17 protein-coding genes are annotated in these 15,612 nt (G+C 39.7%); 3 read left to right on the top strand and 14 right to left on the bottom strand.

What is annotated here, in order from left to right; translation table 11 throughout:
• Positions 1–301: 301 nt before the first annotated feature.
• The 14 genes from IQ31_RS09225 to IQ31_RS09160 all read right to left on the bottom strand — a co-directional run bounded on the left by IQ31_RS09225 (position 302) and on the right by IQ31_RS09160 (position 14,240).
• Positions 302–2,767 (bottom strand): phosphocholine-specific phospholipase C, encoded by a 2,466-nt coding sequence (locus tag IQ31_RS09225; protein WP_075991096.1) that lies wholly within the window; start codon positions 2,765–2,767, stop codon positions 302–304.
• Between the two features lie 184 nt (positions 2,768–2,951).
• Positions 2,952–3,713, bottom strand: coding sequence for a tryptophan synthase subunit alpha (trpA, locus tag IQ31_RS09220; RefSeq protein WP_075991097.1), 762 nt, complete (start codon positions 3,711–3,713; stop codon positions 2,952–2,954).
• A gap of 3 nt (positions 3,714–3,716) precedes the next feature.
• Positions 3,717–4,901, bottom strand: a complete 1,185-nt coding sequence (trpB, locus tag IQ31_RS09215) for a tryptophan synthase subunit beta (RefSeq protein ID WP_075991098.1) — start codon at positions 4,899–4,901, stop codon at positions 3,717–3,719.
• Positions 4,898–5,524 (bottom strand): phosphoribosylanthranilate isomerase, encoded by a 627-nt coding sequence (locus IQ31_RS09210; RefSeq protein WP_075991099.1) that lies wholly within the window; start codon positions 5,522–5,524, stop codon positions 4,898–4,900. Before IQ31_RS09210 ends, trpB begins: the two co-directional genes overlap by 4 nt.
• Position 5,525: 1 nt before the next feature.
• Entirely contained in the window at positions 5,526–6,515 is a 990-nt protein-coding gene (gene trpD / locus IQ31_RS09205) for an anthranilate phosphoribosyltransferase (protein WP_075991100.1), read from the bottom strand.
• A 350-nt stretch (positions 6,516–6,865) separates the two neighbouring features.
• Positions 6,866–7,333 carry a hypothetical protein gene (locus tag IQ31_RS09200; protein WP_088160277.1) on the bottom strand — a complete coding sequence of 156 codons (468 nt, stop codon included), beginning with the start codon at positions 7,331–7,333 and terminating at the stop codon, positions 6,866–6,868.
• A 147-nt stretch (positions 7,334–7,480) separates the two neighbouring features.
• Positions 7,481–7,702, bottom strand: a complete 222-nt coding sequence (locus IQ31_RS09195; protein WP_028072584.1) for a DUF2795 domain-containing protein — start codon at positions 7,700–7,702, stop codon at positions 7,481–7,483.
• A 122-nt stretch (positions 7,703–7,824) separates the two neighbouring features.
• Entirely contained in the window at positions 7,825–8,583 is a 759-nt protein-coding gene (locus tag IQ31_RS09190; protein WP_075991101.1) for an ABC transporter ATP-binding protein, read from the bottom strand.
• A complete protein-coding gene (locus IQ31_RS09185) occupies positions 8,565–9,356 on the bottom strand; it encodes a lysophospholipid acyltransferase family protein (protein WP_088160278.1) in 792 nt (263 codons plus the stop codon). Before IQ31_RS09185 ends, IQ31_RS09190 begins: the two co-directional genes overlap by 19 nt.
• 66 nt (positions 9,357–9,422) lie before the next feature.
• Positions 9,423–10,337 (bottom strand): substrate-binding domain-containing protein, encoded by a 915-nt coding sequence (locus IQ31_RS09180; protein ID WP_088160279.1) that lies wholly within the window; start codon positions 10,335–10,337, stop codon positions 9,423–9,425.
• Between the two features lie 5 nt (positions 10,338–10,342).
• Positions 10,343–10,813: a DsrE family protein gene (locus tag IQ31_RS09175; protein WP_075991104.1), complete on the bottom strand. Its 471-nt coding sequence runs from the start codon at positions 10,811–10,813 to the stop codon at positions 10,343–10,345.
• Positions 10,814–10,844: 31 nt separating this feature from the next.
• Positions 10,845–11,825 carry a c-type cytochrome gene (locus tag IQ31_RS09170; RefSeq protein ID WP_075991105.1) on the bottom strand — a complete coding sequence of 327 codons (981 nt, stop codon included), beginning with the start codon at positions 11,823–11,825 and terminating at the stop codon, positions 10,845–10,847.
• A gap of 80 nt (positions 11,826–11,905) precedes the next feature.
• On the bottom strand, positions 11,906–12,808 hold the full coding sequence (locus IQ31_RS09165) for a LysR family transcriptional regulator (protein ID WP_088160280.1): 903 nt from the start codon (positions 12,806–12,808) through the stop codon (positions 11,906–11,908).
• Between the two features lie 61 nt (positions 12,809–12,869).
• On the bottom strand, positions 12,870–14,240 hold the full coding sequence (locus IQ31_RS09160; protein WP_088160281.1) for a dipeptidase: 1,371 nt from the start codon (positions 14,238–14,240) through the stop codon (positions 12,870–12,872).
• Positions 14,241–14,347: 107 nt separating this feature from the next.
• On the opposite strand from IQ31_RS09160, the gene IQ31_RS09155 reads away from it, so the two are divergent.
• From IQ31_RS09155 to IQ31_RS09145, 3 genes are read left to right on the top strand one after another with little or no spacing between them, the layout of a single operon-like run.
• Positions 14,348–14,662 (top strand): hypothetical protein, encoded by a 315-nt coding sequence (locus IQ31_RS09155; RefSeq protein ID WP_145327816.1) that lies wholly within the window; start codon positions 14,348–14,350, stop codon positions 14,660–14,662.
• A 7-nt stretch (positions 14,663–14,669) separates the two neighbouring features.
• Positions 14,670–15,221 (top strand): RNA polymerase sigma factor, encoded by a 552-nt coding sequence (locus tag IQ31_RS09150; protein WP_088160282.1) that lies wholly within the window; start codon positions 14,670–14,672, stop codon positions 15,219–15,221.
• A complete protein-coding gene (locus tag IQ31_RS09145) occupies positions 15,214–15,567 on the top strand; it encodes a hypothetical protein (RefSeq protein WP_075991110.1) in 354 nt (117 codons plus the stop codon). Before IQ31_RS09150 ends, IQ31_RS09145 begins: the two co-directional genes overlap by 8 nt.
• The last annotated feature ends 45 nt before the right edge of the window (positions 15,568–15,612 follow it).

The raw sequence follows: 15,612 nt of genomic DNA, 5'->3' as shown, positions 1-15,612 counted from the left end.
TAAATGTTATAACTTGTAGTAACAAATGAAAAACCAAAAATTACCAGAGTTATGTATTTATTATTTATCAATCCGGTCAGCTCGTATTTGTTAGCTATCTTTTTGATTGTTGGGGCAATTCTATTGTACAAGGGATTCTATCATCTGGTTCGTCGTATACAGGAATAGTACAGTGTGTTCGATCTTTTTTCGGAACACTTTATCGGATAACAGCGTATGTAATTTAATTCCTGAAATTTACCTATTCCAGGAAGATGTTATAAGAATGGGAACATTTTTTAAATGCTCCCTTTCGTTTTGTTTATCGGCTTAATAGAGGATCACTTTTTCCCGCATTTCCAATCTCTACACGACCCGCATATTGTTCCTCAAAGTTTAGAAAACCGGCGCAGGTGAGGCGGAAATCATACCAAAAGTTTTGCTTAGCCAAATCAAAATGTATCCTAATGGATTGCCCACCTTTAAGTTGCAGACTCCTTTTTTCTTTTCCATAGCTGATATCCTCGAAAACAAGTTGCTGGGTTGTTTTCCCCTTGTTTGTACATGAAAAAGACAAACGCCCAGTAAACGCGGATTCATTTTTACTTTTTTCATAGGTACAGCGGACCTTTAACTCTGGGTTGTTTGTGTCACCTTTAAACGCTCGATAAAATCCATTTGGGCCATAGATTTCGAGGTGGTACATTTTTTTATCGAAGGCGTCTAGCGACCATTGGTCCGTTACACGATCTCCAGGAGAAACAGCATAATTTCTTGAGGTTCCAACTTCTCCTTTGTAGCTAGCAGCATGGTAGACGGTAAAAGGTGAGCCCGCAGCATGTTTGCCAAAAATTTTATTTGAAGCTTCAAATGTGACCAAGTAATCCCCTTTGGATTGGTATTCGCCATGCACATAAAGTTCATAGGGAAGGATACATGAATCCCGGAGCCCTTTTTCTTGTTTTGGGAAGTAGGGAGAACTGCTGGGGTCTTGCTCTATTTGTTTGATCTCCATTGCGCTGAGCGCTTTGAAGCCCATGGGAAGGCCTTTGAACTTGGCTTGGTGAATCTCTTGGATAAAAGGTTCCCGTTCTAGTACAATCGGTTTGTTAATGTTTTCGCCATGATAGGGCCTAAATGCCGAAGTTAAATCTCCACATACTGTACGCCGCCAACTGCTGATGTTGGTTTCTTTTATATCTTTCTTGATTTTGTGGTTAATAAACTTCTCTAGGAATTGTAAACTGGAGGTATGGTCAAACACTTGCGAATTGACCCAACCACCTCTGGTCCATGGAGAAGCAATGATCATCGGTACACGATAGCCAAGACCGATATTGCTTTCTCTTCCGCTTTCAGGATAATATTGCTCATCGCGGCGTACATATTCTAACCCAGGGTTGATTCCCGCTGATACTTTTCCGCTTTCTGTATCATCCGGATTTGGAGCTGTAAAGGGGGCAAAGTGGTCAAAATACCCGTCGTTCTCGTCATATGTAAGTATAAAGATTGTTTTTTTCCAAACTTCTGGATTTTGGGTAAGAATGTCCATGATTTCGCTAACATACCATGCGCCAAACCAAGGAGAATCAGGATGGTCAGAAAAAAGCTGCGGTGGAGCCAGCCATGATACGGTTGGAAGTTTACCTTCCTCGACATCTTTTCGGAATTGATACAGAACATCCCCTTTAGGGATCTGTAACTCGCGCTGTTGTCCCCCTTCTTGATAATGCATTGTTTCCAATTCCATGTAATCGGGCTGTGCACTGTTGTTAACAAAAGCACGGCGATGAATATCTTTTGTCCGCTCATCGAACTTTTCAAAGTTCTCGGCAGTATATAGCTGTAATTCTTCTAGCGTATGTTTGAGATTTTTCTTTAAATTTTCAAGCGCTTCGCCAGCTGTTGTTTCGCTAATTTTGCGTTCGAGATCTTCTTGTTTTAATGTCAGGAGCTGACGATAGCGCGGATGATATTTGACTTGATATTGGGGGAAGTATTCCATCGGATTACAACCAAAATTGGCGAGCCAGCTATTTGCTTCGCCACTATAACCAGCGCTGCTCGAAGAAATTTCATTTTGATAGATTTTCCAGTCTACGCCTAATTCCGAAAGGCGTTCGGGGAAAGTTGTCCATGTTGCTTTCCCGCTAAACTCGGAGTCTCCATTCCAAACCAAGGCTTTTCCTGTAAGATTTTCCCGGATATTGGCTGTCCAGAAATAAAGCCTATTCGGATTCGTGCCGGTGATGCTCGAACAAAAGTGTTGGTCGCAGATTGTGAAAGAGTCCGCGAGAGAATAGTAAAATGGAATATCTTCGCGACTATAATGTCCCATAGTCAACGGTAGATTCGAAAATTCTTTAAATCCGGAATGTTTTACATCCAACCATTTGTTCATCTTGCCTTTATTGCGAGCATCTGTTTGGTCGGTCCAGTTGTGCGGGAGACAACCCATCCAGGTGACTTTTGAATCTTTGATATCCAATCGGAAAGGAGCAAATGTTTCGCCGGATTTTTGCGTCTGAAACCAAACTTTATTCCGATTGGGTTGACGGATAGCTCTAGGATCATTGAAGCCTCTTACACCACGCAGTGTTCCAAAGGCATGATCAAATGAACGGTTTTCCTGCATTAATAAAACAACGTGCTCGGCATCATAAAATGTGCTGCCCAATGCTGGATTTATAGCCATCGCTTTCGCAATAGCGGATGGAATAACATGGGAGATAGAAGCTCCCCCAGCAAGCATAGCCGCTTTCTTTAAAAAATCTCTTCGCGTATCCATGGTTATAACAGTATTGATTTGATTGGCTGCCTATTGCTTGGTTGATCAAGGCAACAAAGTTATTCTCTTCGAAAAATCACATTTTCGAAAACTGCCTTAAAAATAAGAGTTCGATCCAAGAAAAAAGACTTTAGACCGAACTCTTATTAAAAAATTAACGCTTTGCTAATTTCTAGCCTACATATTAAGCTTTGATAGACGCAATAAATGCTGGAATCTGTGTAAGATAATCCGGTTCTTTTAGCCGTTTGACAAATGCTGTACCTATAATGGCACCGGCCGTATGCTTACTTGCTTTTTGAAAGGTAGGTTTATCGGAGATACCGAAACCAACGATCAATGGGTTTTTTAATTGAAGATCATGTATCCGCTTGAAGTAAGCAGCTGTATCGTCTCCAACATCAAGTGTTTTACCTGTCGTTGCATTGGAAGAAAGTAAATAAATAAAGCTCCTGGAAAGGCTGTCTATTTTTCTGATTCGTTCTTCAGAAGTCTGCGGTGTTACAATGAATATATTTGCAATCCCATTTTTCTCGAACGTCTCTTTGTAAAGTTCTTCGTATTCATCCATGGGTAGGTCAGGTATAATGACACCGTTTACACCTGCATTTTTACATTCTTCACAGAATCTTTCAACACCAAATTGGAGCACAGGATTAAAGTAGCCCATCAAAAATACGGGAATGCTAACATGTTTACGGAGGTCAATCAATTGATCGAACAACTTTTTTACGGTCATGCCGTTTGCCAAAGAGACTTCTGAACTGTGCTGAATGACAGGCCCGTCTGCCACTGGGTCGGAATAAGGAAAACCGATTTCCAAAAAGTCCGCGCCAGCTTCTTCCAATTTCTTGGCAATACTTATTGTGCTGTCCAATGTTGGATATCCAGCTGTAAAATATATCGATAAAAGGGGAGTACCTTCTTTTTTTTCAATTGTATTCATGCCTTAAAAATCAAAGTATTTCATATAATTATCTAGATCCTTGTCACCACGTCCAGAAAGACAGACAACGACAGTCTCATCACCTTTAAAAGGTATTTTTTCCAAATAAGCCAGGGCATGAGAACTCTCAATAGCCGGTATGATACCTTCTAGTCGGGTAAGCTCAAGACCTGCCTGCATCGCTTCGTCGTCAGTCACACTTACATAGTTACCTCTGCCGGATTTGAATAACCAAGCGTGTTGAGGGCCAATACCGGGGTAATCGAGTCCTGCCGATATGGAGTAAGGTTCTATGACCTGGCCATCCGCTGTTTGCATCAGTATAGATCGGCTTCCATGTAAAACGCCCTCTTTTCCTAGTGCTGTTGTCGCAGCGGATTCGCCTGAATCAACACCATGGCCAGCTGCCTCTACGGCATACAATTGAACCGATTCTTCATCGAGGTAATGATAGAACATACCTGCCGCATTGGAGCCTCCACCGACACAAGCCAATACGATATCTGGATTTTCTCTTCCTGTTTTTGCTAATAGTTGTTTTTTCGTTTCTTCAGAAATAATAGACTGAAAGCGAGCAACCATATCGGGATAAGGGTGTGGTCCCACAACAGACCCAATGATATAATGGGTGTCGACAGGATTGTTGATCCAATCTCGCAAAGCTTCATTGGTCGCATCCTTTAGCGTTTTGGAGCCCGATGTTGCGGGAATAACTTCGGCCCCCATCATTTTCATCCGTGCTACATTTGGAGCTTGACGTTGAATATCAACTTCTCCCATGTACACTGCACATTGTATACCTTTCAGCGCACAAACGGTAGCTGTGGCAACGCCATGCTGTCCTGCGCCTGTCTCGGCAATGATGCGCTTTTTACCCAAGCGTTCCGCTAATAGAATTTGGCCAATAGTATTGTTGATTTTATGCGCTCCGGTATGGTTAAGGTCCTCCCGTTTTAAGTAAATCGTAGTTCCATATTTTTCAGAAAGACGCTTGGCATGATATAATGGAGAAGGACGTCCGACATAATCGCTGAGCAGTTGGTTAAATTCCTCCTGAAAGCTCTCTTCTTCGATAATTTTGAGATATTCTTCACGTAGCTCTTTCACATTGGGATAGAGCATCTCAGGGATATAGGCTCCTCCAAAGGGACCATAATATCCTTTTTCATTGACTTGATATATACTCATTTTTTAATAGTATTTATACTGTGGCTTAATAGCTCAATATCTTTTAAGCCGGGTTCTACTTCAAATTTTGAATTTAAATCCAGTGCATATAGCCGTGGATCATTTCTTTCTAGCGCTGTTTTGATATTTTCGGGATCTAAACCGCCGCTGAGAAAATAGGGGGTAGTAAGTTTGTATTGGTCCAATAGGGACCAGTCAAATTGTACTCCTGTACCACCATAGGAACTACTTTTTGTATCAAATAAAAAGTAGTCTACAATTTTAGCGTAAGGATCCAGCTGTATCCAGTCAAAGTTTTTATCTACTCCGAAGGCTTTCACGATGCTAACTGCTGATTTTTCTTTCAATTCAAGACAGTATTCCGCAGATTCATTTCCATGCAGTTGAATTGCATTTAGTTGGAATTCAGTTATTTTATCTAGAATTTCTGAAAGGCTGGCATTGACGAAAACTCCGACCTTACTTAGGCTGTCAAGGTCCTTAATGTATGAGGAGGAGCTTTGACCAACATAACGTTTGGATTGATCATAAAATATGAATCCCATATAATCGATGCCCAAGGAGGCTACAGCGGTTATATTGTCGGGATATTTCATGCCACAAACTTTTACTTTGATCGCCATTTTATTTTTTGATTAGTTTTTGGAAACTGCGCAAAGCTTTACCTCCCATCAATGAACTTTCAGCTTCATAAAAACAGTCACCAAAAGATTTTTTGGGATTAAAGGTCTTAATCGCAAATGCGGCATTCGTCAAAACAACATTGTTCTGCACATCTGTACCCTGATTGTTCAATATAGATAAGAATGTCTGGGCGGCATCTGCTATCGTTTCACCTCCCGTCAACTCCTGAGCTGAGACTGGGGTAAAACCAAGTTCTTCCATGTTGTAGTAATTCTCTCCTTGGTTGTTGATTACCTTAAAATCACCGGTCATGGATATCTCATCATAACCGTCCAAAGCATGAATAATGGAATATTGTTTGTTGGTATTTTGGTATAGATAACCATACAGTCGTGCTAATTCCAAACTAAATACACCAACAGACTGAAATCTAGGATTGGAAGGATTTGTCAATGGACCCAGCATGTTAAAGAAAGTCTTAACACCCAATGCACGACGTATCGGGGCAACGGTTTTCATGGCAGGGTGAAACAATGGCGCATGTAGGAAACAGATATTGGCTTCATCAAGTTGGCGTTGTAGCTCAGCCTTGTCGTTGCTGAACTGATAGCCTAAATATTCCATGACATTGGATGAACCACAGCTCGAAGATACCCCGATATTACCGTGTTTTGCGACATGGTAACCAGCCCCAGCAGTGATAAAAGATGCTATTGTCGAGATATTGAAGGTATTTTTACCATCCCCACCTGTACCGCAAAGGTCAATTAAATCATAACCGTTAAAATCCAGCTTGAGGCATAAATCATACATCGCATCTCTAAACCCTCCAAGCTCTTCAACGCGAATACTGCGCATACCATAAGCCGTCATAAATGCCGCAATTTGGTGACTGTCATACTTGCCCATGGCAATGTTGGTTAGGATCTCGTAGGCTTCTTGCCGAGAAAATGTCTTGTATTCAAATAAATGCGCTAAAATTTCTTTCATGGTAATTTAAATAAAAAAAGGGCTTACCTTATTTAGGCAAGCCCATCATATCTTGACGTATTAATCAAATAATGCAATAGGAGTTTGCCACAACGTTATTCGTTGTGCCACCACCAAGCTTTATTTGATACAGTTGTTATCATTGTTATTTTTATTAATACAAATATGGTTGATAGAATTATAAAATGCAAGTGTTTTTATTGAAAAATTTTTAAGAAAGCATCTTTGGCTTAATATTGCTCACAAATATACTTTAAAATAAAACCTGATAAGCGTGCATTTGTGTAAGACTAAGCGTGATATTTAAGGATTCTAACAGCAGGCGTCTGATAAAATAGGGGCAATGAAAACTAATAGAATACAAAATGAGCTTTATTGTTCCCTTTGGAAACTAATGTAAAAGAGGCAATTTTGCTATCACGGATGACTGCTGCAAATACAAAACGCTTGAGGTATTTGACAAAGTAGACTTGTTGCGGGTCAATACCTTCGAGATCGATATCACTTGTTTCTTTTCTTCCTGTTTGAGCAAAGCTAAGATATTCCAGTTGGTTGATATCCTTGCTCTGTACATTTATCCTGATTTCATCGATGCTTGCCAATAGGTATTCCTGTAGATCTTCGTCCAGTTTTTTTGATGTTATTAGATCTTGGCTTAAAATAATATCAGTCGCTAAATTAGGATCATTCAAGCGCTGGACAAACTTTTTTAAAACAACAACCTGTTCATTGGAAGTTTGTTGTTCCTGAGCAAATAGGCTTTGGCTGACAATACAGCCAATAAACATGAACAACAATAGCTTTAATTTTATCTTCATACTTGTAAGACTTGTCTTCATCAAAATAGATTAAAACTATGGAATAAAAACCTTCGGGAGGTTATGGATATCGTACTGAGTTGTCTCCGAAGAGAGGGCGATGTCTTTAATAAAAAACGCCTTTTGAATAAAGGCGTTTTTTATTTTTTAGTATTCATCTTCATTGAAGAAGAAATCGTCTTTTGTTGGATAGTCGGGCCAAATTTCTTCGATATTTTCATATGGCTCACCATCGTCCTCAAGAGATTGTAAGTTTTCAATCACCTCAACAGGTGCACCCGAACGAATAGCGTAATCGATTAATTCATCTTTTGTTGCTGGCCATGGTGCATCTTCTAGATGCGAAGCTAATTCTAATGTCCAATACATATAAAAACAATTTAAGTTCTCTATTTTCGCAAAACTATGATTTAATTTAACTTAAGCAAGTAAATCACGTGTTATTTTTGCTGTATTAATATAAGTTGTTGGTTTTTAGCGTTATAATATTTTTAGATATTCTCAAAGTCACTTCCCTTTTCGTTTAACGCATCAAGTCTTGGTGACACTGATTTGATTTCTGGGTTTGGATAATCATTTTCGATCAAGCCATCTCGCATGCGTACAATACGGTGTGCATGTAATGCGATATCCTCTTCATGTGTGACTAGAATAATGGTATTACCCTTGGAGTGAATTTCCTCCAGTAGGCCCATAATTTCAATGGACGTTTTGGTGTCAAGGTTTCCTGTTGGCTCATCGGCAAGTATAATGGAAGGATCGTTGATCAATGCTCTTGCAACAGCAACACGTTGTCGTTGTCCACCCGATAGTTCATTAGGTCTATGATCCATACGATGCCCTAAGCCGACACTTTCCAATGCTGCAGTAGCTTTTTCCTCACGTCTAACTTTATTATAGCCCGCGTAAATTAGGGGAAGCGCAACATTTTCAAGTGCTGTATTCTTTGGTAACAGGTTAAAAGTTTGAAAGACGAAACCAATTTCTTTGTTTCTTACTTCGGCGAGTTCATCGTCAGTCATGTCACTCACATTAATCCCATTGAGGATGTATTCTCCTCGGCTTGGCGTATCCAAGCAACCGAGAATGTTCATTAACGTGGATTTGCCTGATCCTGAAGGCCCCATTAAGGCCACAAATTCTCCTTTATGGATGTTGAGTGTAACGGAGCTTAAGGCATGAATTGTTTCCGCACCAATTTGGTATTCTCTAGCAATATCCTTGATTTCGATTAAGATCTTTCCTGACATATTTTTTGGAGGTTCTCTAGGTTATGAAAATACGATTTATTCTTCATAATCCAATAGGAATGCATTTTGTCGTATACAACTTTTTCTAGTTCCGATGCATTATCATCGTTAAAATCTTTAGTTTCTATCGGGTTGAATACATGGATTTTAACTATTCCTGGGCGAGATCCCCTTTTCGAGCCGTCATCGAAAAAGATATCCCAGGCATTTTCTATGATAATGGGCACTGTGGGAACGTCATTTTGAATAGCGATTCGAAAGGCTCCGGATTTAAATGCGTGAATCTGCGGGGGGAAACCATCATCGATTTTTCCTTCTGGAAAGATAACGACACTTCTACCATTTCGGACGAGTTCATTGGCACGTTGGAAGGCCTTGAAAGAAGAAACTTTACTTCTTCTTGTGACCGGGATATCTATTGTTTTGAAAAAAATACGTGTAACCGGATTTTTAAGCAATGAAGCTTTTCCGATAAATGAAAAAGGAGCTGGGCACAAATAGGTGAGGGCTGTTATATCCAAGACCGAAGTATGATTGGGACACAATACCATGGAACGGTTCCAATCTATTTTTGATTCATAGCTCACCTTAAAAAATACACCAGCTAGGGCCGAACCACCAACTGATACCCAGCGTCGCATACGGGCGATTCTAGCATAGTTTTTTTCGGGACGTCGTGCTAAAAAATAGATATAAGGGAAAAACAGAAGAAAAACAAGTAGAACGCTGATAAAATACCAATACCGATGGAGTTTTTTGAGCAATAGGATCATACAAGTCAACTAATTTTGACCTAAAGTAAAGAAAGAAAATGGATAATTAATTATCCATTTTCTTTTTTAGTCTACTGTGAAACCATATTTCTTGTAAATATTCTTGGCTGTTGGCGAGTCCATGAATTTTAAAAAGTCATCTGCAGCCTGCGCATGCGGCGCGTTTTTCAGCTTTGCAGCGACGTAAGTTGCAGTTGTATTTTGCACATCAGGAATGGTGATCCCTTCAACTGGATGGCCAATTAGTTTTTGGTAAACGACTTCAGAAGCCCAAACGGGAGCCGCATCGGCCTGTCCATACAATATACGCATGGGGCTCTCCCTATGGTGGATCTTGGTCAGATAAGTGCTGCCATCTTTGACCTTATCTTCCATGATTTTCTTGACGAGTTGTTCGCCCCCGGCTTTTCTATAGGATGCTTTGATCTGCTCCCCAATTCCTTCCCATTGGGGATTAGGCATGCTGATACGAACTTTGTCATTCCCCAGATCATTCAATGTTCTGATATTAGCGGGATTTCCTTTTGGAATCATCAAACAGATATTGTTGTAGCAATAAACCTGTGTATGGCTGAAGTAATCTGCCATCTCGTTGATCGCTCGTTTGCTCGCTGTGTAAATATCGGGCTTATGGGTAATGCGTAGATTCCCTATCGTGATTGATCCGCCTTTAATCTGTTTAGCTAAAATGCCCGGCGGCAGGGTTTCAACAAAAATACGTTCGTATTGTGGGTATTCTTTTTTGAATGATGCAAGTAGATCATCGACAACCATAAATTGATTGCCAGCGAAAAAGACAGTAAGCTGCGGATTCTCGATATCACCATATAAATCTGGAATATTGTCTATCCCGGGTACCGTAAAATTTAGAGCCGATTCTGGTGGATTATTCCAGGGGGGATCAAAACGATGTTCTTGTGCCTTAATTTCCTGGGCTCCCAATAATGCTATTGTTAGACCAAGCAGTAGAAAATTTTTCATTATACTTATGGTTTAACGATAACCCAACCTTCATTTGCTCTTAAGATTAATTCACCATTTCCGCTAGGAACATAGCCTATAAAATCAAATAGTTCTTCTTTGGCAATATGTTTCTCTTCCAACGTATTCAGGCACTGCGCTACGATAACGCCTTTCTCGACGAGGTCTTTCAAAGGTTTCTCATATTGGCTGTTCTTTTTTAGGTAAGCTTCGGTACCACCGGAAAATGCAACCAACTCAATCTGTAAGTGTCCTTTTAACCGTGGGTCTTTCAAGACATTGTTAATATTACGGATTGCTTTTTCAATTGTTTTTGGATCATTGCTGTCCAGCTGATAAATGGCTTTATACGCTTTTTTCTTAGCAACGGCACCGCTATATTGATGGTTATTGAGCAACAATTTATTGTCCTGTGCTTTCGCTTGAATAGTCATTATCGCTACTAAAATGCAAGCGATTGTAAATTGTTTTTTCATATTTATTATTGATTTAATGGGGTATTTATGTTTAAAAATTAAAAGGTCCGAGTTTATGTTGTTCTGTACTAACGTTATCGGCATAAGGTGGATAGGGGCTATCTTTGGGTTTTTTGCTTAGATTAGGATAGTCCAATTGCTTGTTTGTTTTTTGAGGTCTATCGAAAGAATTGATATATGCTGCGACATCATAGGCCTCGTCGTCTTTCAATTGAGGTGCATCATAAGTTGCGCCTAAAGGCATATTAGCTTTGATAAAACGAGCCGCGGTAAGCAATCGTGCCATTCCAGCACCATCATTGTAGCTGTCTTTTCCCCATAAGGGTGGATATTGATATCCTTTTCCCGCTGTTTGTGGTAGCCCCTGACCATCCTTTCCATGGCAACTTGTACATTTATTCTCAAAAACCAATTGACCATGTTTCAAGTCCGCGGCACGATTGGGAATATCCATTTTTATAAATCCTTGGCCTGCCAACCGACCTTTATTAACTGTATTTATGCTGATGTTTTTAATATAGGTGATAATGGCTCTCATTTCCTTGCTATTTTCAGGAATGGCTCGGCCGTTCATGCTTCTCTCAAAGCAACCGTTGATGCGCTCTTCAAGTGATTCAACCTTATTTTCTCGTCCAATATAGGTTGGAAAGACATTGGTGAGCCCGACATAAGGGGCAGCAAAAGCCTTTGTGCCTCCATTGAGATGGCAGCTACTGCAGGCAAGCTTGTTTCCGATTTTGACCTCCCCATCATAGAAATAATCGTATGTATTTTTGATTAGCTTTTCACCATAACTGGCCATTTTACCTTCGGGATTATCTTTGAATGAGATTTCCTTAAATTGGGAAACGTGCGTAATAAGCGAGTCGTTGCGCATTTCAAGAGAATCTGTTTGCTTTTTGTTTTCCTCATGTTTTAGTGGAAATACACATAAGGTCGTACATGTAATAACCAATGCTACAATGATCCAGCTGAGTGCCTTTAAATAATCTGTTAGTTTTTTATATTCCATTACGCTAATTCATTTGTACAAATCTAGCCGCCTCAAATCTGGAATTAAAACGAAGTTTGTTTATGAGATATAACATTTGGTTATAACTTGAAGTTTTGCCGCAAACAGAATTGCAGAAACTGGTTGGGCGTACCGGCAAGGCCTCCATATAAATGGGTAAAATAGAAATAACGTTCTATTGTCAATTGTGGAATATCAACAATGGTCAATAGATTATTTAACACTTCTTTTTGCACTGTATAAATAGATAAAAAAGCAAAGCTGTTGCGACGAGCAAGGTAGCCTTTGATACTCTCTGTTGAAGGCAAGATCATTTCTATCTGTACTTCGGATAGATTAATGCTTTTATCTTTTAGTGCATTCTCAATAATTGTTCGTGTACCTGAGCCCTGCTCGCGTAGTACCAAAGGTAAGCGCGTGATATCGGATAATATTGGATTTTTTAATTGAGCTAATAGTGGGTTTTGGCTATTTGTGACCAGAACTAGCTCATCCTTCATAAAAGGAATGTATTTCAGCGCCCGGTTGTCGGTAGACCCCTCCGTGATACCTAAATCCAATGTTTTGTCGATAAGCTGCTCCTCAATACTGCGGCTATTGGATTGAAAAGACTGGATACGGTTGTTGGGATATTGGGATAGAAAATCGGCAAGCAGAGCAGGTAAAACATATTGGGAGATGGTTGTGCTGGCTCCTAAGACCAGCTTTCCTTTTCGCCCTTCCTGCAACTCCTGTATTTCTTGGCCCGCCTGATTATACAGATTGATAATCTGTTGGGCATATTTATAGAGAATTTGACCTGAATCGGTTAAATTAAGATTGTTGCCCTTTCTTTCGAAGAGTGGTACGCCAAGTTTCTTCTCTAGTTCTTGGATGTTTTTGCTTACGGCTGGTTGTGAGATGAAAAGGGCCGAAGCCGTTTTGGTGAAATTAAGGTGCTGAGCCGCAGTGTAAAATACAATTAAACGAAAATCAAAATCCATAAAACGATAAAGGGTTATTTCTAAAATTTAAAAATAACCCTTTATCTAATGAAAAACTAAATTATTTGCTTAGTTCCGCGTAATATTTATGAAATAAAGGAATTGTTGATATTCCCATAAGGTAATTCTCAATACCATACTTTTCATTGGGAGAGTGTAGGTTGTCACTATCTAGTCCGAAGCCTAAGAGTACAGTCTTTAAACCCAATACTTCTTCAAAAAGAGCGACGATTGGGATCGAACCACCACCACGCGTTGGGATAGGTTTAACACCAAAGGTGTCATGCAGGGCTTTTTCTGCCGCTTTGTAAGCAACACTGTCGGTCGGTGTGACGACAGGTTCACCACCATGATGAGGTTTAACTTCTACTTTCACATAATCTGGTGCAATAGATTCAAAATGTTTTTTGAAAAGCTCCGTAATACGGTGAGAGTTTTGGTTTGGTACAAGACGCATTGAAATTTTTGCATTCGCTTTTGAAGGCAATACTGTTTTGGCGCCTTCACCGATATAACCACCCCAAATACCATTTACTTCTAAGGTTGGGCGAATACCGGTGCGTTCTAATGTTGTGAAACCTTTTTCTCCCCAGATATTTTGGATACCCAGGTCAGTTTTGTATTCTTCAATGTCAAAAGGTGCTTCATTTAATGCTTTACGTTCTTCAGCCGTCAATTCGACAACATCATCATAAAATCCAGGGATAGCGATATGATTATTTTCGTCATGTAATGATGCAATCAGTTTTGCTAATATCGTCGCAGGATTGGCTACTGCTCCACCATATACGCCGGAGTGTAAATCTCTATTAGGCCCCGTAACTTCAACTTCAACATAAGAAAGTCCACGTAAGCCAGTTTCTAACGATGGTTGAGCCATGCTGATCATCGATGTATCGGAAATAACAATAACATCAGCTTTCAGTCTTTCTGTATTTTCTTTAACAAATGTGCCCAAATTGACTGAGCCCACTTCCTCTTCACCCTCAATCATAAATTTGATGTTGCATGCTAATGCATCATTTTTAATCATGTATTCGAAGGCTTTTACATGCATATAAAACTGACCTTTATCATCGGCAGAACCACGTGCATAGATTTTGCCATCACGAACCGTCGGTTCGAAAGGAGGGGTATCCCACAACTCGTATGGATCAGCAGGTTGTACGTCGTAATGACCATATGTCAACACTGTAGGAAGTGCCGGATCGATAATTTTTTCTCCATAAACGATTGGATTACCAGCGGTAGGACAAACTTCTACATTGTCGGCTCCGGCTTCACGCAATTTCTGAGCAACAAATTCAGCAGTTTTTTCAACATCTCCTTTAAATTTAGGATCGGCACTTACTGATGGTAAACGCAATAAATCAAACAACTCATCCAAAAAACGTTGCTTGTTTGCTTCTACATATTCTTTAATGTTTTGCATATTGTTTGTGTTTGAAACAAATTTACACAAATCGAGACATTTAACTCAATTTGTTGTAACCTTTTCGGGGATGGTTGCGACTAATGTAAAAACTAATTCAAATAATTATGGAAAAGCAATCAGTAGGAGCCATTTTAGGAATCGGACTATTTACATGTATCACCTTGTGTGTTTATTTTATTATGCGGTATCGGAGCGTGGCTGTACAGATTCCGGGTGAAAATAAGAAAAGAGAGTCACTAGATTGGCAAAAGCCCGGGATTTTGGTACTTGGTATAGGAATAGGATTATTCATTGTGGGAATTTTGGACAACTACATGAATACTGATTTGCCAGATTCACTTGCGGTCGCAATTTTGATTATTTCTGCGGGTGTTGCAATGATAATTGCTAACCGATTGGATAAAAAACGCGATATTTAACCCGCCAATGGATGAAATCTATATTCGAAAAGTTCTATCAGGCGATGTGGAATCCTATCGTTATTTTATAAAAACGTATAAAGATATGGCATTTTCTGTCGCTCTTTCTATTGTAAAGGAAGAGCATTTGGCAGAAGATGCCGTTCAGGATGCATTTATAAAATGCTATCAATCGCTGTCTTCCTTTAAAGGGAAATCGAAATTTAGTACCTGGTTTTACCGAATTGTTGTGCATGTTGCTTTTAATGCCATTCGTCATAAGAAACTGGAGTTGGTCAATTTTGATCTATCCCACCATGACATGTCGCATGAAGATTCCGTATTGGATGAAATAATCGACCACGAAAGAAAAGAAATGATCAACGATGCACTCACTATTCTGCCCGCTCGCGAGTCTGTTGCATTACGGTTGTTCTATCTCGAAGAACAGTCGATGGATGAAATTAAAGAGATTATGGGCTGGACATTAGCGAATACCAAAGTGATCTTGCACCGGGCCCGTAAAAATATGCAGATCATTTTAAGTCAGTTAATTAAAAAAGCGGAGTATTATGGATAAGGAACAGGAAAAATTCAAGAAAGTTATGCAAATGAGTAAAATAGAAATGCCATTTGATGATTTTGAACAACGTATCATGAACGGTATTGCTGCGCTCGAGAAAGATAAAGAGAAAGCCCTGTCAAATAAAAAGTATGCGATTACATTTTTTCTTCTTGGGACTGTTTGTGGCATGATGTTCAATAATTATCTGATGGCCAAAATTCAAGTTGCAGACATTGCCCCGGATCTTAAAAATTATAGCACGATTGGTGGCCAGTTATCTTTTGCTGTTTTGATATGCTTTTTCTGTCTTCAGTTGTGGCGTTTGATCAATATGCAAAAGAAGAGGCATTATCAGGTATAGTGAAGATCTTTTGTATGAATACATCGGATCTGAGCTGCTGTAAAA

This window comes from Sphingobacterium siyangense, assembly GCF_007830445.1.
Classification (GTDB): Bacteria; Bacteroidota; Bacteroidia; order Sphingobacteriales; family Sphingobacteriaceae; genus Sphingobacterium; species Sphingobacterium siyangense.
The sequence above is the reverse complement of the archived record's forward strand: the minus strand, read 5'-3'. Positions and strand labels throughout refer to the sequence as shown.